The organism is Archangium sp. (assembly GCF_045802675.1).
Lineage (GTDB): Bacteria > Myxococcota > Myxococcia > Myxococcales > Myxococcaceae > Archangium.
The window spans coordinates 1-21,650 of the sequence record NZ_JBJMQO010000137.1; the positions used below are offsets into that span (position 1 = coordinate 1).

A 21,650-nucleotide genomic window follows, 5' to 3' on the forward strand; every position below is an offset into this window, starting at 1 on the left:
ACAGGTGTTCCACCGGCTGCCTTCGGGCACGGCCATGATGCGGAGCGCGAAGGCCCCGCCGCGCCGTGCAGCAGCCGTACGGAGTGCCCACGGCGCGGTACGGCGCGGTTGCTGACGGTGCAGATCCCTATCACCCGCCAATGGGCTTGGCTTCCGGGCGCGCGATGAGGCCCGCGCGGTCGAGCAGGTTGCGCACGCGCACGGTGAAGGCCACGTGCTCGGGGTTGCTCGCCGTCATGGGCTCGGGGGAGAGGATGAGGAGCCAGCCCAGTGCGCCCACCGGCTCGATCCGCACGGGCGCGGGCAGCGGCGGGAGCGTGCCCAGGCGGCGCGAGAGGTACGTCAGCCAGCCCACGCGTACCTCGAAATCACCCTTCTCCACCTGGTCCACCATCTCGTTCGAGCTGGCCATGGCGAAGTCGGGGTCCCACGCGGTGGCCATGCTGGTGAGCACCTCGGTGAGCACCGGCACGCGCAGCAGTCGCTCCCGCACCTCGCCCTGCCTGTGTGGTTTGAGCAGGCAATTGTTGGGGCCACCCGAGGGGGCGTATCCACCGCAGGAAATGGAAAGGTCGGTGGCCTTCTCCTTCGCGTTCCACACCATCTGATAGAAGCCCAGATCCTCGATGACCTCCTTGCCGACATCCGTCCGGTTCCGGCCCTTCAAGAAGAACTTCTCCAATTCCCCCACCTCCGGGCGGAGGGGCCAGCCCGGCAATTCGCGGGGGAAGCCGCGGCCCGCGTGGTACCAGTGGGTGAAGGACGGGTCGCACCGTGCCAGCATGTGGAAGAAGAGCTCCGCGCGCCGGGCGCATTCCAGCGCCGTCTCTTTGCGCGGCCCCCAGTACGCCCCCACGTAGTAGCCCTCAGGGTCTGCCTGCATACGTGCTCCTCCTCTACTGTGCTCGCGTGTAATGGACGGTGATGTTGTTCCATCCTTGTTCCTTGAATGTCTTACGAAGGAACTCCGCGACCTTGGCATCGGCGACATGCCAGGCCACTGGGTACCCCAAATCCCGGGCGGCTTTCGACTGCCTGCCGGCTTGTGTCATCATCTCCTTGAACCCTCCGGAGTTCTTGTACCAGGACTTGGGCGTGCCATCCGGGTTGAAGAAGCGGAGGTAGCCGGGGCCCTTGGCTTCCAGCAACTCCAGGCCGTTGAAGCCGTCGAACTCCAGTAGCCCCACCGTGTACACGTACCAGGCAGGCCGTCCGGTTATCTGCTCCTGGAAGTCCTGGGAGCTCTTGGATTCGTTGGTGGGCTTCTTGTACGTCCACTGGCCGGGCCCCTTCAGCGAAGCCGTCTTGAATGACTTGCCCGCCTTGCCGCTCGCGCCGCTGCTCTTTCCCTGCCCCTTGCCCGCCATGTGGAGGATGGAGAGCGCGCCGAGGTCCACGCTCACGGTGGTGGCCGTCGAGCTTCCCGCCACCACGGCTCCGCCCAGCACCAGCTCGCCCTCGGCCGTGAGCGACACCACCGGCAGCTCCGCTCCCAGCCCACTGATCCGCCCCACCGTGGCCCGCGCGCCCCCGAGCAGCGCGAGCACGTGCGTGGACAGGCGCGCCGCCTCCCGAATCTGGTCCTCGTGGGACATGGCGCCGTAGCGCGCGAAGTACTCGGGCGAGGAGGCGATGAGCAGCGCCACCGTGGCGGGCAGTTGCCCCAGGTCCTCCACGGTGCGGATGGGGTGGAGGAGGGTGCCGGCCATCGCCACGGTCATCTCCGTCATGGCGTCCTGCGCCCCATCGAGCGCGGCGTTGAGTGGATCGCGTCCCAGGCTCAGCTCGGCCAGGGGCGGGCCGTCCGCGCGCCGCAAGGCCTCGGTGACCGGATAGAGGACGCCTCCATGGGAAAAGTAGACGTCGCCCACCCGGAGCTGGCCCACCTTCCACTCGCCCTTCACCAACTCCAGGGCACCCATGCGCTGGAGCGGGGTGCCGGTGAGCGCGGACACCAGGTACCCGTCCGGGCGCACCAGCACCAGCAAGCCGAAGCGCTCGGCACGCCACTTCAAAGCGTCGTACTCCACGCGTTCGCCGCCCTCGAGCACCTCGCGCAGCAGCCACAACAGCAGCCGGCGCGGGGCGAAGCTGTGGGGTGTCGCGCGCGTCTTCGCCAACCGGCCCAGCAACTCACGCGCCTGCGCCTGATAGAGCGCGGCGCCTGGTGGATGCCGGGCTTCTTCCGGCAGGCCGCTGGCCTCCTGCACCACCTGGAAGAGGTCCGCTGTCTGCTCGGGGAAACCACCCGCGCTTCCCTCCTCCCCTGTCACGGGCGTGTCCGCGGGCCGCCGGGCTTCTGCGGCGTGGCGCCAGGAGGTGGCCCCTGAATGCAGCCCCACGCCGCCACTCAGACTCCCAAGCGGATGGCCCGTGGCGCACCCATTGAGGAGCACGAGCAGGGCCAGGGCCAGTGGGACGGCTCCAAGCCGACAGGGAGACATGGGGCACCTCCAGCGGGCCACCTGGGCCGCACTCCGGTTTTCCCGGAGTCAACGGGCGCGCGGAGGTGCACGTCAAGCCAATGGGTAGGGAGGCCAGAACAGGACGCAGGAGGTTTCCACGCGGCTCCTGGCCCGGCGGCTACGGGAACGTCACGTTGCCAAGGGTGACGGTGCGCGTGCGCCCGGCGTCCCAGAGCGTGAGGGTGTATGCGCTCCGGGCCTCCTCCGGCGTGGCCTGAACCTCCACCACGACGCGGCCCCGGTCGAAACGCCCTGCCGCGGCGGGGAGGATGGGCTCGGGCGCCCAGAGCGCCAGGGGCTTCAACACCTCGCCCTTGGCGCCGCGCAGCACCGCGCCCGCCACCGTCCACGGCTCCGTGCCTGGATGGGAGAGGACCATCTCCACGGCCACCCGCTCGGGGGCTCACGCTTCCCGTAAAGGGCGGCGCAGGCGGAGAGGCTGTTACGGCAGGTGGCCGAAGGGGAGTCGATGCCCACGGGCGCGTTGCTGTAACCGTTGTGCCCCGGTGTGCTGCTGGGCACGATGGCGGGCGCGGTGGTGACGCACGCGCATTGCGCCACGAGCACCACCAGGGCCAATACGTTCAACCAGCGGGCCCCTCATCCGCCTGGGCGGCGAGGGCCAAAGAGACGGGAGAACACGCAGCACCTCGCCTTCCGAAACGCGGGCGCTGGCTCGACCCACTGGTAGACGTCTACCAGTGAAGCGCGCTTCGGGTCGTCAGGAGGAAATCGGCTCCGGGACGTAGCCTTCACGGCTTCGGTGGTTGGAGCCGCCACGAGAGCACGCGCCCGTCCTGTCCCTGTGCGAAGAGCTGCTCTCCCAGCACCACGGGCCGGGTGAGGAGCGGCGTGTCCAGCCGCAGCGAGAACACCGGAGGGCCCTCGCGCGGCTTGAGCCCGAGCAGCCACCCCTGGTTGCCCCGGGTGGGCACCAGCAGCCACTCGCGGTACTCCGCCACCTGCGTCACCAGGGGCGCGGGCAGGCCCACGCGGAACACCTCCCGTCCGTCCTGGGGCGACAGCGCGAGCAGCAGCGGCTCGTCCGTGCCCACCCAGAGGTTCCCCAGGGCAAAGCTCGGGGGGCTCGTGAGGGCCTTGGCCGGCGTCTGCCGCCAGCGCACCTGTCCGTCGGCGAGCCCGAGCGCGAGCACCTCGCCCTTGCGGGTGGAGACGTACAGCGCCTCGCCCCGGGCCTCCAGGCCGAGCACCTGCGTCAGGGGCCGGCGCCAGCGCACGGTGCCGTCCTGCGCCGACAGCGCCACCACCCCCCCGTCTCCGAGCGCCACCACCAGGACGCCCCCGGCGAGCACGGGGGAGGGCAGGGGCCGGGTGGACTCGGGGCGGGGCCCGCCCGGGGGCAGGGGCCGGCGCCAGCGCACCTCGCCCGAGTCCACCGCCAGGGCACGCACGCTCCCATCCGGCGCCACGACGTAGGCCGAGCCCGCGTCCGAGACGAGCGCCGTCAGCACGGCCGGCTGTCCGGTGAGCCGCCAGCGCTCCGTGCCCTGGGCGAGCGTGAGGCTGACGAGAGTCCCGCCCACCGTTCCCACGATGATGCTGTCCCCCGACACCGTGGGGCGCGCGGCCACCTCGCGGCCGAGCTCCACCTGCCACACCGGCTCCCCCTGGGGGCTCAGGCGCAGGAGCCGGCCGGCCTCGTTGCCCACGAGGACCCCGTCCCCGAGGGGCACCAGCCCCGCCCGGGAGGGGGCGTCGGAGGAGAAGGCGAAGAGCTTGTCGGTGGGCTGCCGGCAGGCGGCCATCAGCGCCACGATGGCGAGCAGTAAGACGAGGCGCGGACAGACGGGCGGCGGCATGGTTGAGGGAGGATTTTCAGACCCCTAGGATGCTTGGCAAGGAAGGAACCCGACATGGCTTCGATTCGCGACGACGAGCTCCCCAGCTCGACTGGTATCCCCTCATCCGCACGCAGGTTCGACTCGGCCCCACCCCCGGCCATTCCCGTCACCGAGGAGCTGCTCCTCGCCCTGCCCAAGACGGACCTGCACTGTCACCTCGACGGCTCCATGCGGCTCAAGACGATTCTCGAGCTGGCCGAGCAGCAGAAGGTGAAGCTGCCCGCGGACACCGAGGACGGCCTGGCCAAGGCCATCCACATGGGCCAGGTGTGCGAGAGCCTCGAGGACTACCTCGTGGCCTTCGACGTGACGCTCTCGGTGCTTCAGACGGCCGAGGCCCTCTACCGCTCGGCCTATGAGCTCGCCGTGGACGCGGCGGCCGAGAACGTGCGCTACATCGAGGTGCGCTACTCGCCCGCGCTGCACCTGCAGAAGGGCCTGAAGATGACCACGGTCATCGACTCGGTGCTCGAGGGCCTGCGCGTGGCCAAGCGCGAGACGGGAATCAAATACGGCGTCATCATCTGCGGCATCCGCCACATCAACCCGCAGACGTCCATGCGGCTGGCGGAGCTGAGCGTGGCCTACAAGAACCGGGGCGTCATCGGCTTCGACCTGGCGGGCGCCGAGGCGAACTTCCCCGCCAAGGACCACAAGGAAGCCTTCCAGCTCATCCTCAAGAACAACGTCAACTGCACCGCCCACGCGGGCGAGGCCTTCGGGCCCGAGTCCATCTCCCAGGCCATCCACTACCTGGGGGCGCACCGCATCGGCCACGGCACGCGCCTGCGCGAGGATGGCGACCTGCTCAACTACGTGAACGACCACCGGATTCCGCTCGAGGTGTGCCCCACCTCGAACGTGCAGACGCGCGCGGTGCCGAGCCTGGACGCCCACCCGCTCAAGTTCTACTTCGACTACGGCCTGCGGGTGACGATCAACACGGACAACCGCCTCATCACCGACACCACGGTGACGAAGGAGCTGTGGCTGGCGCACAAGGAGCTGGGGCTGGCGCTGGAGGACCTGACCACCATCATCGTCTCCGGCTTCAAGAGCGCCTTCCTCCCGTTCCGCGAGAAGCAGGACCTCTTGCGCCAGGTGAACCAGGAGATCGCCCGCACGCTGGCGGACTTCGAGAAGCGGCCGCAGGCGGTGAAGCAGTCGGCCTGAGCCCCACGGCTCAAGACGACCCGGGGAGGTGGGCCGGTGGCGCCAGAGCGCCGTCCGCGCCGTCCTCCACCGGGAGGGTGAAGCGGAAGGTGGAGCCCTGGCCCACCTCGCTCTCCACCCAGATGTGGCCGCCGTGGTGCTCGACGATGTCGCGGCAGATGTAGAGCCCCAGTCCCAGCCCGCCGAAGCCGGAGATGGGGGCGTTGCGCGCCCGGAAGAAGCGCTCGAAGAGGTGGGCCTTCTGGTCCGCGGGGATGCCAATGCCCCTGTCCGCCACCGAGACGCGCGCGAGGGCTCCCTGGCGCTCCAGCGTGACGCGGATGGTGCCGCCCGTGGGGCTGTACTTGAGGGCGTTCTCCAGCAGGTTCACCAGCACCTGCGCCAGCCGGCTCCGGTCTCCGTGGAGGGTGAGTGGCTCGCCGGGCTCCTCGTACTCGAGCGTGTGGTGGGGGCTGACGGGGCGCAGGTCCGCGAGCACCTCGTGGGTGAGCTCCCGGAGCGACACGGGCTCGTGCCGCAGCTCCAGCCGGCCCGCCTGGATGCGCGAGGTGTCCAGCAAATCATTGATGAGCCCGGAGAGCCGCACCACCTGGGCGAGCGCCTTCTCCGCGTGGTGGAGGGGCACGGGCTGTCCGGCGCTCCCGCGCTGCTTGAGCACCTGCAGGTGGAGCTTGAGGGGCGTGAGGGGCGTCTTCAGCTCGTGGGACGCGATGGACAGGAAGTCGTCGCGCACGCGGATGGCCTCCTCGGCCTCGCGCAGCAGCCGCTCGCGCTCGGCCTGGGCGCGGCGCTGCGCCGTCACGTCCCGGTAGCTGAAGACGCGGCCGATGATGGTGTCTCCCAGCCGCTGGGGGCGCGAGTAGCGCTCGAGGATGCGCCCGTCGAGGTGCTCCAGCACCTCGAAGCTCTCCTGCTCGGGAGCCGCGAACAACTCCAGGACCCGCGCGCGCACCTGCTCCGGGTCCTTGAGCTGAGGGCCCATGTACGCGCTCAGCGCCCGGCCATCCCGGGTGTCCAGCAGGCGGCTGGGGATGTTCCAGAGCTCCTGGAACCGCGCGTTGAAGGTGGTGATCCTCCAGTCCCGGTCCACCACGATGACGCCATCCGCGGTGGAGTCGAGGGTGGCGCGCAGCGCCGAGACGGTGCGCTCCAGGTTCTCCTGGGCCCGGCGCTGCTCGGTGATGTCCACCATGATGCCGCGCAGCTTGCGGAAGCTGCCTCCCTCGGAGACCACCGTGACGAGGTCGCGCAGCCACACGACGCGGCCGTCGGCGGCGACCATCCGGTAGTCGAACTCGTGCGGCCTGCACTCGGTGGCCGCCTTGATGCAGAAGGCGGGGGCCCAGTCCTGGTCCGAGGGGTAGAGGTGCTTCAGCCAGAAGTCCGGCTCCCGCGTCCATTGCTGGACGGGATAGCCGAGCAGGCGCTCGGCCTGTTGGCTGACGAAGGTGAAGCGGAAGCTCGCGTCCGTCTCCCAGACGATGCCGTCGACGGCGTTGATGAGCTCCTCGCGCTCGCGCTGGGCACGGGCGAGCTCCTGGGCCACCTTCTCCAGGTCCGACATGCCGGCCGCCGGGGGCACGGGCCGGGGGGAAGAGGCGAGGAGCCGCACGGTGCCGACGAGCTCTCCGGCTCCATCCGCCGCGGGCTCGATGGCGTTCAGCTCGACGGACAGACGGACGCTCCGTTCGTCCGCGGTTGTCGCGCGGAGCTCGACGGTGCGGGCCTCCCCCGTGCGGGCCACCGTCCGCCAGGTGTCCAGCACCCGCTCGAGGTCCTCCGGGTGCACCAGCCGCTGGAGGAAGCCGCGCGCCTTCCACGCCTCGGGGGCATGGCCGAGGGCCTGGACGAGGGAGGGACTCACCCACCGGAAGCGCGGTGGGAGACCTCCGCCCACCCAGAGCAGGGGCGCGGCACCCGCCGGCTCGGGCTCCTCCCGCTTTCCCTCACCTGACTGCGGCTCGGCCATGGCTCTCCTCCTCCCTGGGTACCATGGGATTCAACACCCGCGGGCCCACAGGGGGCATCCCGGTCTCTTCCCCGGTGAGCGGCCGGGCGGCCCCGGGCGGAGTGGAAGGGGTGTCAGGCGAGGCCGCTCCCGGACGTCCCTGGGCACGGCGGACGCTCCGGCGTCCACGACCGCGGCTGCTGACCCGAGGTCTCGAATCCATTCGTCCAGGACCCCCGTGCCCCTCCGGGCGCGGGCCAGATTCCGAGAAGGTCATGCAGCCGAAAATGAACCGGCTCCTGCGGGCGTTCGCCCGTGAGGGGCTCGATGTGACGTACGACGGTCGTGTCTACACCGTGCGCCTCCAGGGCGACACGCACGCGCCTCCCGCCGAGGTGCTCCTCCCACCGGACCTGCCCGTGGAGGGCAAGGCCTTCCAGCAGCTCGCCGCGCTCGCGGCGCTGAGGCACCCGGACGGCGGCCGGGTGAAGCGGGTGCGCGCCACGCCGGACTTCCACCCGGGTGACTCGGGAGTGGCCATCGGCTCGGTGGTGCACACCGAGGGCCTGGTGGTGCCTGGCGCGGTGGGCACCGACATCAACTGCGGCATGCGCCTGCACGTGGCGGACATTCCCGTGGAGGCCTTCCTCGCCCGGCGCGACGCCTTCGTCGAGCGGATGAAGGGCCACTACTTCTTCGGCACCCGGGACGTGGCGCTGGGCTCGCGCGCGGTGGAGGCGCTGCTGCGCGACGGCCTGCCGGGCTGGCTGCTGGAGACGCTGGAGGAGCCGCTGGGGGTGGTGGCGAAGGCGGACCTGGGGCAGCTCGAGCGGGAGTCCGCGCGGGTGTACCTGGGCGGGGCGCTGGAGGGGGACCCGGCGTGGGCACCCACGGGGCTGCGCCGCGAGGGCGTGGTGCGCGACCCCGGGCTGGCCACCATCGGCGGGGGCAACCACTTCGTCGAGGTGCAGCGGGTGGAGGCGGTGGTGGACCGGGCGCGGGCGTGGCAGTGGGGTGTGCGCGAGGGGCAGCTCGCCTTCATGGTGCACTCGGGCTCGCGGGACATGGGCAAGCACGTGGGGTTCACCTGGCAGCAGCGCGTGCGTGCGGCGTGGCCGGTGGGGGCGCCCTTCCCGGAGAGCGGCATCCTCCCGCTGGCGGAGCCGGCGCTGGTGCGCGAGTACCTCCGGGCCGAGGCCACGGCGGCCAACTACGCCTTCCTCAACCGGCTGCTGCTGGCGGAGCTGCTGCGGCACACCCTGCGGGAGCTGTTCGGGGACGTGGAGGCGCCGCTCGTCTACGACGTGCCGCACAACATCACCCTGCCGTGGGAGGGCGGGTGGCTGGCGCGCAAGGGGGCGTGTCCGGCCGAGGCGGAGCAGCCGGTCATCATCCCCGGCTCCATGGGGGCGGCGTCCTACCTGATGGTGGGGCGGGGCAACGTGGAGGCGCTGGCCTCGGCGTCGCACGGGGCGGGGCGGGCGCGCTCGCGCTTCTCCATGGCGCGGGGCGGGGCGGACCACCGCGAGGAGGCGCTGGGCCTCACGGGGGTGGACTGCATCACCCTGCGGGCCGAGCGCCGGATTGAAGAGGCGCCCGCGGCCTACAAGCCCATTGGCCCGGTGGTGGCCTCGCAGGTGGAGGCCGGCATCGTCCGGGAGGTGGCGCGGCTGGCCCCGCTGATGACCTTCAAGGCGTGAAAACGAGAAGGCCCGGGCTGCCGCGGGGCCCGGGCCTTCGAGTGCTCCAAGGGGTGGAGGAGGCGCTCAGCCCACCTTCATGCCCTTGGGGATGACGACGACGCCGCCGGGGGTGACGTGGAAGCGGCGCCGGTCCTCGTCGAGGTCGTAGCCGATGGTCATCCCCGGGGGAATCTCCACGTTCTTGTCGATGATGGCGCGGCGGATGCGGCAGCGCCGGCCGATGGTGACGTTCTCGAAGAGGAGGGAGTCCTGCACCTCGGAGAACGAGTTGACGCGCACCTTCGGGGAGAGCACCGAGCGGTTGACGTGGCTGCCGGAGATGATGCAGCCCTCGCTCACCAGCGAGTCGGTGGCGTGGCCCACGCGCTGGTTCTCCCGGTCGGCGAAGACGAACTTGGCGGGCGGGAAGTTGTTGGGCTGGGTGTAGATGGGCCAGCGGTCGTTGTAGAGGTTGAAGACGGGGTCCACCTCCACCAGGTCCATGTTGGACTGGTAGTAGGTGTCGATGTTCCCCACGTCGCGCCAGTAGCCGCGCTCCTTCTCCTCCTGGCCGGCGAGGACGTTCTGCGCGAAGTCGTACACGTACACCGGCTCGCGCTTGTAGAGCTCGCTGATGATGGACTTGCCGAAGTCATGGACGCTCGCCTCGTCGGCGGCGTCGCGCACCACCTCCTTCACCAGCGCGTCGGTGGAGAAGAGGTAGTTGCCCATGGAGGCCAGGCACATCTTCGGGTTGCCGGGCATGGGCGGCGGGTTCTTGGGCTTCTCCACGAAGCCCTTCATCCGCCCGTCCGCTCCCACGTCGATGATGCCGAACTCGCGGCCCTCCTCGATGGGCACGGGGATGGCGGCCACGGTGCAGGTGGCCTTGCGCGCCACGTGGAAGTCCAGCATCTGCTGGCAGTCCATGCGGTACACGTGGTCGGCGCCGAAGACGAAGATGTGGTCCGGCTCCTCGTCGGTGATGATGTTGAGGTTCTGGTAGATGGCGTCGACGCTGCCCTTGTACCAGTCCATGCCGGTGCGCATCTGCGCGGGCACCGTCTCCACGTAGTGGCCCAGGAAGGCCGTCATCCTCCAGGCGCGCGACAGGTGCTTGTTGAGCGAGTCGCTCTTGTACTGGGTCAGCACCTTCATCCGGTAGATGCCGGAGTTGGCGAAGTTGGAGAGGACGAAGTCGATGATGCGATAGCGCCCGCCGAAGGGCACCGCGGGCTTGGCGCGTTCACGAGTGAGGGGCTCCAACCGGGTTCCGGCGCCCCCTGCGAGGATCATTGCCAGCGTCTTGGCCATAGGGGGACCAAATTACCTGGGGGGAAGGGCCCGGCAAGGCCGTTTGGAGGCGTTCGTTGAGTAGCCAAATCGGGGGTTTCGCGAGCCCTCGTGGCTTCCACCGGGGGAGCCGTGCTATGTCTTCCAGACGATGGCTGGCGACGAAACCCGAGTAACCAAGATCTCCTCGATCAAGGAGCTGGCGACCCCGGTCGACGCGGAATGCTGCATCGTGCAGATCCACGGTCCGGAGTTGGGCAAGAAGTACGCGCTCCAGGAGAACGACTTCACCATCGGGCGTGAAGAGGGCAACCACATCGTGGTGGACCTCGACAACGTCTCGCGCAAGCACGCGCGCATCCTCCGCAAGCAGGGACGGATGTTCGTGCAGGACCTGGGCTCCACCAACGGCACCTACCTGAACGACCAGGAGGTGACGCAGGAGACCCCGCTGCGCAGTGGGGACATCATCAAGGTGGGTGGCTCCATCTTCAAGTTCCTCACCGGTGACAACGTGGAGCTGCAGTACCACGAGACCATCTACACGCTGACCATTCAGGATGGTCTCACCGGCATCAACAACAAGCGCTTCTTCCTCGAGTACCTGGAGAGGGAGATGGGGCGGTGCCACCGCTACGGGCGCCCCCTGACGCTGATGTTGTTCGATATCGACTTCTTCAAGAAGATCAACGACGTGCACGGGCACCTGGCGGGTGACTACGTGCTGCGCGAGCTGGCGCAGACCATCAAGCGGATGGTGCGCAAGGAGCAGTGCTTCGCGCGCTACGGCGGCGAGGAGTTCGCCATCGTCATCCCCGAGGATGGGACGGACAAGGCGCGCATCTTCGCGGAGAAGATCCGCGCCACCATCGAGGCGAAGCAGTTCACCTTCGAGAACCAGGACATTCCGGTCACCCTGTCGTTGGGGGTGGCGGACATGACGCCGGACATGGTGGAGCCGCTGCAGTTCATCAAGCTGGCGGACGCCAACCTGTACAAGGCGAAGAAGGCCGGGCGTAACCGGGTCATCTGGTAGGCCGGCCTCCCTCGGGTGAGGGGACTCAGGTCCCCTCGCGCAGCTCCTCGAGCCGGCCCTTGGTGCCCGGCAGGTGCCCCGGCGCCATCCGCGAGTAGGTGTACCGCACCGTGTCGTGCAGCGTCTCGTGGACATCGCGCGCCTTGAAGCCCAGCTCGCGCTCGGCCTTCGACGAGTCCAGCCAGAACCAGTGCTCGCCGATGTCCACTTCCTGGGGGTCCAGGGTGGGCTTCGTCCCGCGCCACTTCGCCACCTGCTCGAGCACCTTCGCCCCGAGCACGTTCACCCGCGAGGGCAGCTTCAGCCGCGGCGCGGCCACGCCCGACAGGCGCTCCAGGCGCTGGAAGAAGTCCGTCATGGACAGGTTCACGCCCATCAGGTGGCGCCCGTACACCTCGCCGCGCGAGAGCGCGTGGACGAAGGCGTCCGCCAGGTCGCGCACGTCCACGAAGGACATGCCGCCACCGGGCATGGCGGGAATCTCGCCCTGGAGGAACTTGAGCACCGTCCAGGTGGAGGACAGCCGGTCATCCCCCGGGCCCATGAGGAGGCTGGGGTTGAGCACCACGAGGGGAATGGCGTGCTGGCGGCAGTACTCCAGCGAGAGCTTCTCCTCGTAGATTTTCGACAGGTAGTACGGCCAGCGGCCCACCACCTCGAGGGGGTAGTTGTCCTCCTCGGTGCCCACGCGCTCCTCCTTGGACACGGCGATGGTGCCCGAGGTGGAGGCGAGGATGACGCGCTGGACGCCGGACTCGCGCACGTCGCGCAGCAGCTCGCGCGTGGCGTCCACGTGCAGCTCGTACATGCGCCGCGCGTCCTTGTCCTGGAAGGAGACGAGCCCCGCCAGGTGGTAGAGCGCCTGCACGCCCTCGAGCGCGCGCCGCACGGCCTCGCGGTTCTTCAGGTCCGCCTGGACGAACTCCACCTTCTCGAAGCCCGGGCCCGAGGGCTTGGAGCGGCCGATGACGCGCACCTCGTGGCCCTCGGCCACCAGCTTGGGCACCAGGTGCGTGCCGAGGAAACCCGTGCCTCCCGTGACGAGCAGCTTCATGACTCGCTCCCTCCCGTGGACAGAGCGCGGCGCTGGTCCTCGACCGTGGCGGACTCCTCGAAGCTCAGCACGCGGCCGGCGGCCAGTGCCTGGATGGAGTCTTCCGCCAGCTTCGTGGCGTAGCGGTAGCTCTCCGAGCGCGCCATGCCCTGCGTCTTGGCGCGCAGCATCTCGTACGTGAGCGCGGGGCCGATGTGGGCCTCGAGCTCGCGCGACTTGGGCACCATGCGGCCCTTGGGCAGGGCCTCGAAGGCGCCCTTGAGGTAGACGGGCAGCACGTCCACCTCGTAGGTGAGCGCCAGGTAGCCCAGCGTGGGCTTGAACTTGAGCAGCTCGCCCGTCACCGAGCGCGTGCCCTCGGGGAAGATGAGCAGGTTGAAGCCCTGGCGCAGGGCGTTGCCCGCCAGCCGCAGCGACTCGCGCAGCGAGCCGTGCCGGTCCATGGGGATGAGGTCCGTGAAGTTCTCGAAGTACGCGCGCTTGAGGGGCGTATCGAAGAAGTAGTCCCGCGCCGCGAGCGTGGTGAGCCGCTGGCCCTGCTCGCCGAGCACCACCTTCACCAGCCCCATGTCCAGGTGGCTGGTGTGGTTGGCGATGACGAGGAAGTTGCGGTTCATCGGGATGAAGGGCTTGCCCGTCACCTTCACGTCGAAGAGGCCGCCAAAAATCGCCTGCTGGCCGAGCCGCACCAACTGCCGGCCCACCGTGACGAGCGGCTCCGGCACCGGAATCTCGGCCTCCTCGCTCTTCTCCACCTCGCGGGAAATCTCCTTGGCGCGCGTCTCCAGGGTGGGGCGGCGGCCGCTGGAGACCACCAGCTTGCGCAGGTCATCCACCGTCTGCACGTGCGTCAGGTCGTTCACCGTGGGCAGCGGCACGCCGGCCTGCTCCAGCGCCACGGACAGCTCGGTGAGCATGAGCGAGTCCAGGCCCAGGTCCCCCGCGAGGTGCGCCTCGGGGCGGATGTCGGAGAGGGGCTTGTTCACCACCTCGGCGATGAGCGGGTAGAGCCAGTCGGACACGCCGCCCGTGGTGGTCTGCACCTTCTCGCGGGCCTTCTCGCCCGAGGAGGCCAGACGCTCCAGGCGCTTGAGCTCCTCCACCACCCCCTTGCGCTTCACCTTGCGCGAGGAGGTGCGCGGCAGCTCGCCGTCCCAGAAGCGCAGCACCTTCACGCGGCGGTAGAAGGGCATCTCCTGGCCCGTCTTGCGGAAGTGCTCCTCCAGCTCGCGCCGCACCTCCTCGCGGGGCCGGTCCTTGTAGTCCGGCACGCAGAGGCAGGCGACCTTCTCGCCACCGCCCTCGTCGGGCAGGCCGACGATGGACAGCTCCTTGATGTGCGAGTGGGTGCCGTACGTCTCCTCGAGCTCGTCCGGGTACACGTTCTTCCCGTTGGCGTCGATGATGACGTCCTTCTTGCGGCCCACGAGGTACAGGTGGCCCTCGGCGTCCAGGCGCCCGAGGTCTCCGGTGTACAGCCAGCCCTCCTTGAGGACGACGTCGGTGGACTTCTTGTCCCCGAAGTAGCCGGCCATGACGTTGGGGCCGCGGGCGAGCACCTCGCCGATGCCGTCATTGTCCGGCTCGAGGATGCGCAGCTCGATGCCCGGCAGCGCCTTGCCCACCGTGCCCGGCAGACGCTTGTTGGCGCGCGTCTCGGACACGGTGAGGACGGGGGCCGCCTCGGTGAGGCCGTAGCCCTCGATGATGTTGAAGCCGAGCTGGTGGAAGGCCTTGTGCACGTCGTCCGGCAGCGCCGAGCCGCCCGACACGAGGAATTTGATTTTCCCGCCGAACTTGCGGTGCACGGGCCAGAAGAGCAGCTTGCCCAGGTTGACGTTGCTGCGGTTGCGCAGCTCGCCGTGTGCCGACATGAGCGACTTGATGGTCTGCTCCACCAGCGGCGGCCGGGCGGCCATCTCCTGCGTCACCTTGCGGTGCAGGAGCTGCCAGAGCGCGGGCACGCCAATCATCGCGGACACGTGGCCCGTCTCGAAGACCTCACCCAGGCGGTCCGAGGTGAGCTCGTCGATGTAGGTAATCTCGGTGCCGCGCGAGAAGGGGGTGAGGAAGCCGGCGGAGAACTCGAAGGTGTGGTGCAGCGGGAGGACGGAGAGGACGCCGTCACCCACGCCCACGTCGAAGGCGCCCGCGAGCTTCGCGATGAGCGAGGCGAAGTTGCGGTGGGTGAGCATCACGCCCTTGGGGGTGCCCGTGGTGCCCGAGGTGAAGATGAGGCTGGCCACGTCGTCCGCGGCGGCCGTGCGGCGCACCGGCCCGATGTTGTCCGGGTACGCGGGGTCGCCCGTCATCGCCTCGGCGAGGCTGGCGATGCGCGTGGACAGGCCCGCGTCCGTCAGCGCCTTCTGCAGGCCCGGCAGCTCCTCGTTCGTCTGCTCGGAGACGAGCAGCACCTTCGCCTCGGAGCGGCGGGCGATGTTGACGACCTCGGCCTCGTTGAGGCTGGGGTCCACCGGCACCGCGGCGGCGCCCGCGCGCAGGATGCCGAAGTAGGAGACGGGCCACTCGGGCCGGTTCTCCGAGAGCAGCATCACCCGGTCGCCGCGCTTGACGCCTTCCTTCAGGAGGAAGCTGCCCACGCGGTTGGAGTAGCGGTGGACCTCGCCGTAGGTGAGGCGCTCCTCCTTCTCGTCGGCGGCGTAACGGAAGGCCACGCGGTGGCGCCACGCGTTGACGCTCGCCTCGAGCATCTCCAGCAGGTCGCGGTTCGCGGAGATGACGGTGCGCTTCTTCGTCTCCTCCTCGAGGCCGGGGAACACCCACTTCTCCAGGCCGGGCAGGTGGGTGTCGAGGAAGTAGACGCGCCAGTCGATGGCTTCCGGGGCCCACGGAATGCGCACGCGGTCGTGGTGGGCCATGCGCGCGTACACCGAGCGGGTGTTGTCGCAGCGGAAGACGTAGCGGTTGTCGTAGAGGAAGGGGAGGAAGAGCTCGATGAGGCCCACGAGGCTCATCGCCTGGTTCTCCACGTCGTCGAGCGTCGTGCGGGCCTTCTCCAGCATGGCCTGCACGCTGGGCGCGCCCCAGGCGGGCTTCACCTCGTCGATGACCTTGCGCAGGAAGCGCGCGCCCTTGACGAACATGGGGGCGCTGAGGTTCTCGAAGACCTGGCGGCTCACCGGTATCGGCTCGACGCGCGAGCGCACCTCGTTCATCAGCGCGTTGCCCGACTCCTTGTTGCGGTAGTAGCGGCGGCGGTAGAGGCCCACCAGCTCGATGGAGCGGCTGGCGTAGAAGGGATTCACGTCCCCCGAGGCCAGGTTGTAGACGCGCCGCTCCTCCACCTGCATGCAGTGCGCGGTGATGCCGATGGTGGCGCCGGCCACGTGGTCCACCGGAATCATGTCCAGGATGGCCTTGTCCCCGGCGGGGATGTTGCGGTGGCCCTTGATGCCGGCGAAGGCCAGCGGCGCCGAGGTGGTGAAGCCCTCGTTCCACCCGGGGAAGGGGAAGTGCTGGGCGGACTCGACGATGGAGGGCCGGACGATGGCGTAGCGCAGGCCCGGCGTGCTGGCCATCACCTGCTCGCCCAGGCTCTTGGTGTACGTGTACGTGTTGGGCCAGCCCCAGTGCTTCGCGCGCTCCATGCCGGCGCGCACCAGCTCGCCCGTGAGCCACAGCTTGCGCTCGCGGCCCATGGCCAGGCGCAGCGTCTTGTCGTCCGTGGCGTCGCGGCCCTCCTCCTCCAGCCGCTCCAGCGCCTTCTTGCGGAAGAGGGAGGCCAGCGCCTTGTCATCCGCCTCCTCGCGCAGCCGGGCGACGACCTTCTCCGCGTCCGCCAGCTCCTGCTCGAGGCTGAAGTCGCGCCCGTCAAGCTCGTCGCGGCGGGGGAAGTAGCCCACCACCTCCTCGTCCTCGAAGACGAGCCCGCTGCGGTTGCCCGCGACGAAGGCGGTGGACATGTGGATGAGGGGCACGTTCCACTTGAGCGCCAGCTCCACGGTGTACTTCACGCCGTGGGTGTTGACGTTGAGGCCCACCTCCAGCGACGGGTTGAAGGACACCAGGCCCGCGCAGTTGACGATGGCGTGCACCTTGCCCGTGAGCACATCCGCCTGCTCGGGCGTGAGGCCCATGAGCGGATCGGTGATGTCGCCGTCGAGCACCTCCACCTTGCGGCGGATGAACTCGAGCGCGCCCTCCTCGCCATAGGCGTCGCGCAGCGGCTGGAAGGGCTCGCTGGTGGCCACCTTGTCGAAGAAGCGGCGCTCGGCGGACGGGGCACTGCCCTTGCGCACCAGCACATAGAGCTTGTCCAGCGTCTCGCCGTAGCGCGACAGCAGCATGGACAGGGTGACCTTGCCCACGAAGCCGGTGGAGCCCGCGAAGAGCAGGCGCTTGCCGGTGAAGACCTCGGTGACGTTCAGCTCGGAAACACTCATCGTGGGGAACCCAGGGGGCTTACTTCACGTCGACCATGACGGTGGGGGCGATGCGCAGCAGGCTGATGCTGGCCGAGCGGCCCATGAAGCCGCGCGCCTCCTCGATGGCCTCGGTGAGGGTGTCGGTGCGCTCCCAGCCGAGCAGCGCCGGGACGTGGTTGTTCTCGCCGCCGGCGACGATGACCTTGCCCGCGTGCTGGCGGCCGTTCTCGCCCCAGTACCACATGTAGAGCGGGTGCACGCCGTGGTAGGCGTTGCCCTTGCGGTACAGGTGCACGTAGCTGGGGTTCTCCGCGAACTCGCGCTCGTACTTCTGCTCGATTTGCACGGCGTCGCGCGTCTCGGGCAGCACCCGGTTGAAGAACTCGATGTAGCTGGGGTGCTGGACGGGGTCGAACTCGTCGAAGGCGGGGTGGGTGAGGATGATGACGCCGCCCTTCTTCACCAGCGGCACGCCGCGGTTGAGGTTGAAGAAGTAGCCCAGGCCCATCACCTGCACCAGCAGCGGGTTGAGGATGGAGTTGACGCTGTAGGGCGAGATGAAGGGGATGGGGAAGATGACGATGTCGCTCTGCCCCTGCACCGGAACCACGTACTGCTGCCAGCTCTTCTCCAGCGTCTTGGCGTGGGTGGGCTCGGTGGCGCCGGCGAACACGCCCGTGACGTCATAGGGCGCGGGGATGGAGTTGAGCACCTTGCGCGCCGCCGCCCGCGGCATCTTCGAGAGCGCGTAGCGCATGGCGTGGAACTTCAGCCGGTCGCCCTCGGTGTAGTCCTCCTCCTTCTTGTGGAGGAAGTCCACGCCGGGGCCGAACATGCGGTTGTTCAGCGAGGTCTCGATGTGGAACACCTTGAGGTGCTTGTCGATGGCCTTGCCAATCTTCTCATTGCGCCGGTACAGCTCGCTGTGCCCCGGCTCCATGTAGCTCTTGGACTCGCGGATCGTCTTCGGGTTGTGGTGCGCCCGGAGGCTGGCGTAGTTGGCCACGCCGGTGCCCATGGACTTGTGCCCGCCATTCATGGGCACGAAGTTCACGTTCACGTAGACGATGAGATCGCTCTCGGCCACGCGCCGGTTGACGGCCACCACGTGCGAGCCGCACGGCGAGCGCTCGAGCTCCACGATGCCGTCCGGGTCCTCGGCGTCATGGTTGTAGTAGCGGTCCGGGTAGTAGGCGCCGTAGATCTTCTGGCCCACCATGCGCCGCATCTCGCCTTCCGTCATGCGGCGGTGCAGGGCGTTGGCGATGATGAGGTGCACGTCATCCACGCCCGAGTCGGCGCACAGCTCCAGCACCACCTCGAGGATGGACTGGCGCACGTCCGGGGTGGCCATGGGCGGCAGCGGGACGGAGATGTCGTCGATGACGCAGGTGAGCTTCATGCCCGGGCGGAGCAGGGCGTGCAGCGGCTCCATGCCCTCGGGGTGGTTGATGGCCCAGCGGATGGCGGCCTTCACGTTGGGCACGCCGGCCAGGGGCGGCCGGGGGAAGATGACCCGGGTACCCACGGGCAGGTCCTCGAGGAGGAAGTTCTCCCCGGAGAAGAGCGCCCGCGGGGGGCTGCCCTTCTCGGTGATGACGACCTGGCTTTCCTCGTCGTAGAGCTTCTGGAGCGTCTTGAGCGGGCGCATGGGGGAAGGCTTTCGTTACTTGAGGTCGAGGATGGGCCAGTTGTAGGCCCGGGCAATGGAACGCAGGCGCATGTCCGGGTTGACGGCCGTGGGCCGCCCCACCACGGAGAGCATGGCGTAGTCGGAGGCGCTGTCGGAGTAGCCGTGGCACTGGTCCAGCGCGAGGCCCTCGCGGACACAGTAGGAGCGGATGGCGTTGGCCTTGTTCGCTCCCTCGATGATGGGGGGGATGACCTTGCCGGTGGCCTTGCCGCCCACGAACTGCATCTTGTTGGCGATCATGTCGTCCGCGCCCAGGTAGCGGGCCAGTGGGCGCATGCTGAAGTCCAGCGCACCGGTGACGAGCACGATGCGGCAGCCCACGCGGCGCGCCTGGTCGATGAGGTCGCGCGTCTGCTCGTAGATGGCGGGCTTGAGCACGTCCTCGAACATGTCCTCGGCGACGGAGATGAGGCGGTCCTCGGAAAGGCCGGCGTAGTAGCGATAGAAGAACTCGTTGAACGCCTTGCGGTTCACCGCGTCCATGGCGGCGAAGAGGGGCACGCTGGCCGCGGTGGCCAGGGTCCTCCCGGCAATGCCCAGGAGCGAGCCCCGGTTCATCGCGTAGTAGGCGTAGACGTGGACGACGTTGGTTTTGATCAGCGTCCCGTCGACATCGTAGAAGGCTGCTTTCGCGGGCATAGGCAAGGCGGGCTTCCTGACACCGGAGTCCGGCGTGTGTCAACCTCGCGAAGCATGGGGGAATTCGCGCGAAGTGGGGCAGGGAAGCACGGGGGCCTTCGAAGACCCGCGAGGTCGCTCGTCCAGCACGGGACCTGACGGCCGCTCGTAGCGCGGGGCGCGCGGGCGCAGTCTTGTCACGGTGCGGCAACGCCACGCGCTTCCGCGCGGGCCGCTTGTAGATGTCCACGAGCGGAACCCGGTTTATCCTACATAGTGTTTGCGCTTCATGGGTAGACGTCTACCCGTGAGGGGGCCGCTACCCGGGGAGCTCGCCCCAGCGCTCCCGGGCCAGCGCGAGCGTGCGGGCGTTGTCGGGCACGTGCGTGAGGAAGCGCTCGCGCGCGGCGGGATCGGGGATGTCGCTGGCCCGGTCTCGCACGCACTGGAGGGCCTCGCGCAGGGCGGCCTCTCCCGCCCCCGCATCGCCCTCCGCGAAGCAGGCTTCCGCCAGTGCCAGGTGCGTGGCCACGGCGTACACGCCCGCGTTGCCCATCTGCTTCAGCTGCTCCACGGCGAGCTCCGCTTCCCGCCGGGCCTCCGCGTGGCGGCCCTGGGCGCGCAGGGTGGCGCTCAGGTACGTGCGGCCGTGGATGACCTCCACCCGGTGCGTGGCCAGGAACCCGCAGGCCTTGCGCGCATGGGGCTCGGCCTCGTGCGGCGCTCCGTCGTCACCAGCGCATGGCGGAAGCGGTACTGGTGCTCGGTGGGGAAGTGGCTGTCGGGCTGCGGCTCGATGACCTCCTGCTCCATGAGCCGCCGCAGGTGCTCGTCCACCGACTCGCTCGCGCCCTGGTGGAGCAGCAGCTCGCGCACGCCGCCCGGCCAGAAGGTGCGGCCGAAGAAGCTGGCCGCCAGCAGCGTCTGGCGGACCCCGGGCGCCATGCGCCTCAGGCGCGCCTGGATCACCGCCAGCACCGTCTCCGGCGGCGCCTCCCCCCGTCCCTCGGCCAGCATGCGGATGAGCTCCTCGAGGAAGAGCGCGTTGCGGTCGGACTGCTCCACCGCCCGCTGGACGATGGTGTCGGGCACCTGGGGGCCGAGCACCTCGCGCACCAGCCGTGTGCTGGCCTTGCGGCTCAGCCCGGTGAGGGCCACCTTCTGCAGGCGCCGCGACCACAGGCTGGGGAAGAGCGTCTTCACCTCCGGCCGCGCCAGCGCCAGCACCAGGAAGGGCTGCTCGGACAGCTCGCGCAACAGCTCGTCCACCAGCTTGATGGTGAGCCCATCACTCCAGTGCAGGTCCTCCAGCACCAGCAGCACCGGGTGGCGGGTGCACGCGGCCTGGAGGAAGCCCACCAGCGCCCGGCTCACCTGGGCGCTCATCAACCGCGGGTCCCCGCGCGCCGCGCGCAGGCGGGGGCTGTCCTCGTCCGGGAAGGGGAGGGCGCACAGCTCGCCGAGGAACCCGGCCGTCTCATGCGCCTCGGCGGCGGGAAGGAAACGGGCCACGCCCTGCCGCAGCCGGGCCTGGTGTGCTTCCAGGTCCTCGCCCTCGATGATGCCGCACAGCTTGCGCAGGGCCTGGCCCAGCAGGCCGAACGAGGCGCCCGCGCTCAGCGGCTCTCCGCGCCCCAGCAGCACCAGCACCGGCTGCTCCCGGCGCTCGATGCGGCGCAGGAACTCGTGGCGCAGGCGCGACTTGCCCGTCCCCGCCGGAGCCGTCACCAGCAGCGCGCGGGCGGAGGACTCCTCGAAGCAGGAGGCGAGGGTGAACTCGAGCAGGGCCAGCTCCTGCTCGCGGCCCACGCACGGAGTGGGCTTGCCCAGCAGCGGCCGGGACGTGTCGACGCTGACCTGCTCGCCTTGCAGCAGGAAGGTGTCCGGGCCGGCGCGGTGGAGCTGGAAGCCGGGCCCGAGCAGGCGGGTGGTGACCTCGTCCAGCACCACCCCGGAGCGGGTGGGCGTCTGCTCGAGCTGCCGCAGCAGCCTTCCCGCCTTGTCCATGGCCTCGCCCACGGGCAGGTGCTCGTCGAGCACGCCCAGGCCGGTGGCGAGCACCACCGCGGCCTCGGGCCAGCCATGCCGCCGCGGCCCGCCATGTCCTCGATGCGGAAGCGGTCCGCGATGACGGTTCCCCCGGGAGGGGTCTGCTCTCCACTGGGGGCTGAATGGGTCGGAGAGGTGAACGTGCTGGCGGAGGCCATGCGGATTTTCCGGCCCACGATTACCGCGGGCGGGGGCGCTCTCGGAGCCACGCGGAGTCCATCCCGGTGCGGCCTCTTCGCATGGCCAGCGGTGCTCTGGAGGCCCGCTCGGACGCGCTCTCGCGACGCGACCCCATGGGTAAGACGTGTTCCTCCGCCACCGTCACGTCCGCCGCCACCCGCGCGTGCTCCCGCACGACCAGACCTGAGAGGTTGCTACCAGTACGTAGCACC

15 protein-coding genes are annotated in these 21,650 nt (G+C 69.5%); 3 read left to right on the forward strand and 12 right to left on the reverse strand.

Features of this window, described 5'->3' with window-relative positions; genetic code table 11:
• Positions 1-130 precede the first annotated feature (130 nt).
• From ACJ8AN_RS37560 to ACJ8AN_RS37575, 4 genes are all read right to left on the reverse strand, one after another.
• Positions 131-883, reverse strand: coding sequence for an Imm52 family immunity protein (locus tag ACJ8AN_RS37560; protein ID WP_407760417.1), 753 nt, complete (start codon positions 881-883; stop codon positions 131-133).
• Between the two features lie 13 nt (positions 884-896).
• Positions 897-2,444: a Tox-REase-5 domain-containing protein gene (locus ACJ8AN_RS37565; protein ID WP_407760418.1), complete on the reverse strand. Its 1,548-nt coding sequence runs from the start codon at positions 2,442-2,444 to the stop codon at positions 897-899.
• Between the two features lie 139 nt (positions 2,445-2,583).
• Positions 2,584-2,850 (reverse strand): DUF2381 family protein, encoded by a 267-nt coding sequence (locus ACJ8AN_RS37570; RefSeq protein ID WP_407760419.1) that lies wholly within the window; start codon positions 2,848-2,850, stop codon positions 2,584-2,586.
• Positions 2,851-3,217: 367 nt separating this feature from the next.
• A complete protein-coding gene (locus ACJ8AN_RS37575) occupies positions 3,218-4,285 on the reverse strand; it encodes a PQQ-binding-like beta-propeller repeat protein (RefSeq protein ID WP_407760420.1) in 1,068 nt (355 codons plus the stop codon).
• Between the two features lie 54 nt (positions 4,286-4,339).
• Here ACJ8AN_RS37575 and add point away from each other — a divergent pair, with 54 nt between their 5' ends.
• Positions 4,340-5,500: an adenosine deaminase gene (gene add / locus ACJ8AN_RS37580; RefSeq protein WP_407760421.1), complete on the forward strand. Its 1,161-nt coding sequence runs from the start codon at positions 4,340-4,342 to the stop codon at positions 5,498-5,500.
• Between the two features lie 10 nt (positions 5,501-5,510).
• Here the strand turns inward: add and ACJ8AN_RS37585 are convergent, their stop codons facing one another.
• A complete protein-coding gene (locus ACJ8AN_RS37585) occupies positions 5,511-7,469 on the reverse strand; it encodes an ATP-binding protein (protein WP_407760422.1) in 1,959 nt (652 codons plus the stop codon).
• A gap of 254 nt (positions 7,470-7,723) precedes the next feature.
• On the opposite strand from ACJ8AN_RS37585, the gene ACJ8AN_RS37590 reads away from it, so the two are divergent.
• Positions 7,724-9,148, forward strand: a complete 1,425-nt coding sequence (locus ACJ8AN_RS37590; RefSeq protein ID WP_407760423.1) for an RtcB family protein — start codon at positions 7,724-7,726, stop codon at positions 9,146-9,148.
• Positions 9,149-9,214: 66 nt separating this feature from the next.
• Here ACJ8AN_RS37590 and glgC read toward each other — a convergent pair whose 3' ends face one another.
• Positions 9,215-10,444 carry a glucose-1-phosphate adenylyltransferase gene (glgC, locus tag ACJ8AN_RS37595; protein ID WP_407760424.1) on the reverse strand — a complete coding sequence of 410 codons (1,230 nt, stop codon included), beginning with the start codon at positions 10,442-10,444 and terminating at the stop codon, positions 9,215-9,217.
• 211 nt (positions 10,445-10,655) lie between these two features.
• Between glgC and ACJ8AN_RS37600 the strand changes: the two genes are divergently transcribed.
• Positions 10,656-11,459 carry a diguanylate cyclase gene (locus ACJ8AN_RS37600; protein ID WP_407760425.1) on the forward strand — a complete coding sequence of 268 codons (804 nt, stop codon included), beginning with the start codon at positions 10,656-10,658 and terminating at the stop codon, positions 11,457-11,459.
• Positions 11,460-11,484: 25 nt separating this feature from the next.
• Here the strand turns inward: ACJ8AN_RS37600 and ACJ8AN_RS37605 are convergent, their stop codons facing one another.
• The 6 genes from ACJ8AN_RS37605 to ACJ8AN_RS37630 all read right to left on the reverse strand — a co-directional run bounded on the left by ACJ8AN_RS37605 (position 11,485) and on the right by ACJ8AN_RS37630 (position 21,273).
• Entirely contained in the window at positions 11,485-12,513 is a 1,029-nt protein-coding gene (locus tag ACJ8AN_RS37605; RefSeq protein ID WP_407760426.1) for an NAD-dependent epimerase/dehydratase family protein, read from the reverse strand.
• On the reverse strand, positions 12,510-16,916 hold the full coding sequence (locus ACJ8AN_RS37610) for an AMP-binding protein (RefSeq protein ID WP_407760427.1): 4,407 nt from the start codon (positions 16,914-16,916) through the stop codon (positions 12,510-12,512). Before ACJ8AN_RS37610 ends, ACJ8AN_RS37605 begins: the two co-directional genes overlap by 4 nt.
• Before the next feature lie 19 nt (positions 16,917-16,935).
• The gene (locus tag ACJ8AN_RS37615) at positions 16,936-18,549 is read right to left on the reverse strand and encodes a lactate racemase domain-containing protein (RefSeq protein WP_407760428.1); all 1,614 of its coding nucleotides are present in this window, start codon (positions 18,547-18,549) and stop codon (positions 16,936-16,938) included.
• Between the two features lie 15 nt (positions 18,550-18,564).
• A complete protein-coding gene (locus ACJ8AN_RS37620; RefSeq protein ID WP_407760429.1) occupies positions 18,565-19,230 on the reverse strand; it encodes an HAD family hydrolase in 666 nt (221 codons plus the stop codon).
• A 298-nt stretch (positions 19,231-19,528) separates the two neighbouring features.
• The gene (locus ACJ8AN_RS37625; protein WP_407760430.1) at positions 19,529-19,873 is read right to left on the reverse strand and encodes a hypothetical protein; all 345 of its coding nucleotides are present in this window, start codon (positions 19,871-19,873) and stop codon (positions 19,529-19,531) included.
• Complete coding sequence (locus ACJ8AN_RS37630) at positions 19,843-21,273, reverse strand: ATP-binding protein (RefSeq protein ID WP_407760431.1); 1,431 nt, start codon at positions 21,271-21,273, stop codon at positions 19,843-19,845. Before ACJ8AN_RS37630 ends, ACJ8AN_RS37625 begins: the two co-directional genes overlap by 31 nt.
• Positions 21,274-21,650 lie beyond the last annotated feature (377 nt).

Coding starts and splice junctions, on each gene's coding strand:
- ACJ8AN_RS37560 (WP_407760417.1), bottom strand. CDS start 883: ATGCAGGCAGACCCTGAGGGCTACTACGTGGGGGCGTACTGGGGGCCG.
- ACJ8AN_RS37565 (WP_407760418.1), bottom strand. CDS start 2,444: ATGTCTCCCTGTCGGCTTGGAGCCGTCCCACTGGCCCTGGCCCTGCTC.
- ACJ8AN_RS37575 (WP_407760420.1), bottom strand. CDS start 4,285: ATGCCGCCGCCCGTCTGTCCGCGCCTCGTCTTACTGCTCGCCATCGTG.
- add (WP_407760421.1), top strand. CDS start 4,340: ATGGCTTCGATTCGCGACGACGAGCTCCCCAGCTCGACTGGTATCCCC.
- ACJ8AN_RS37585 (WP_407760422.1), bottom strand. CDS start 7,469: ATGGCCGAGCCGCAGTCAGGTGAGGGAAAGCGGGAGGAGCCCGAGCCG.
- ACJ8AN_RS37590 (WP_407760423.1), top strand. CDS start 7,724: ATGCAGCCGAAAATGAACCGGCTCCTGCGGGCGTTCGCCCGTGAGGGG.
- glgC (WP_407760424.1), bottom strand. CDS start 10,444: ATGGCCAAGACGCTGGCAATGATCCTCGCAGGGGGCGCCGGAACCCGG.
- ACJ8AN_RS37605 (WP_407760426.1), bottom strand. CDS start 12,513: ATGAAGCTGCTCGTCACGGGAGGCACGGGTTTCCTCGGCACGCACCTG.
- ACJ8AN_RS37610 (WP_407760427.1), bottom strand. CDS start 16,916: ATGAGTGTTTCCGAGCTGAACGTCACCGAGGTCTTCACCGGCAAGCGC.
- ACJ8AN_RS37615 (WP_407760428.1), bottom strand. CDS start 18,549: ATGCGCCCGCTCAAGACGCTCCAGAAGCTCTACGACGAGGAAAGCCAG.
- ACJ8AN_RS37620 (WP_407760429.1), bottom strand. CDS start 19,230: ATGCCCGCGAAAGCAGCCTTCTACGATGTCGACGGGACGCTGATCAAA.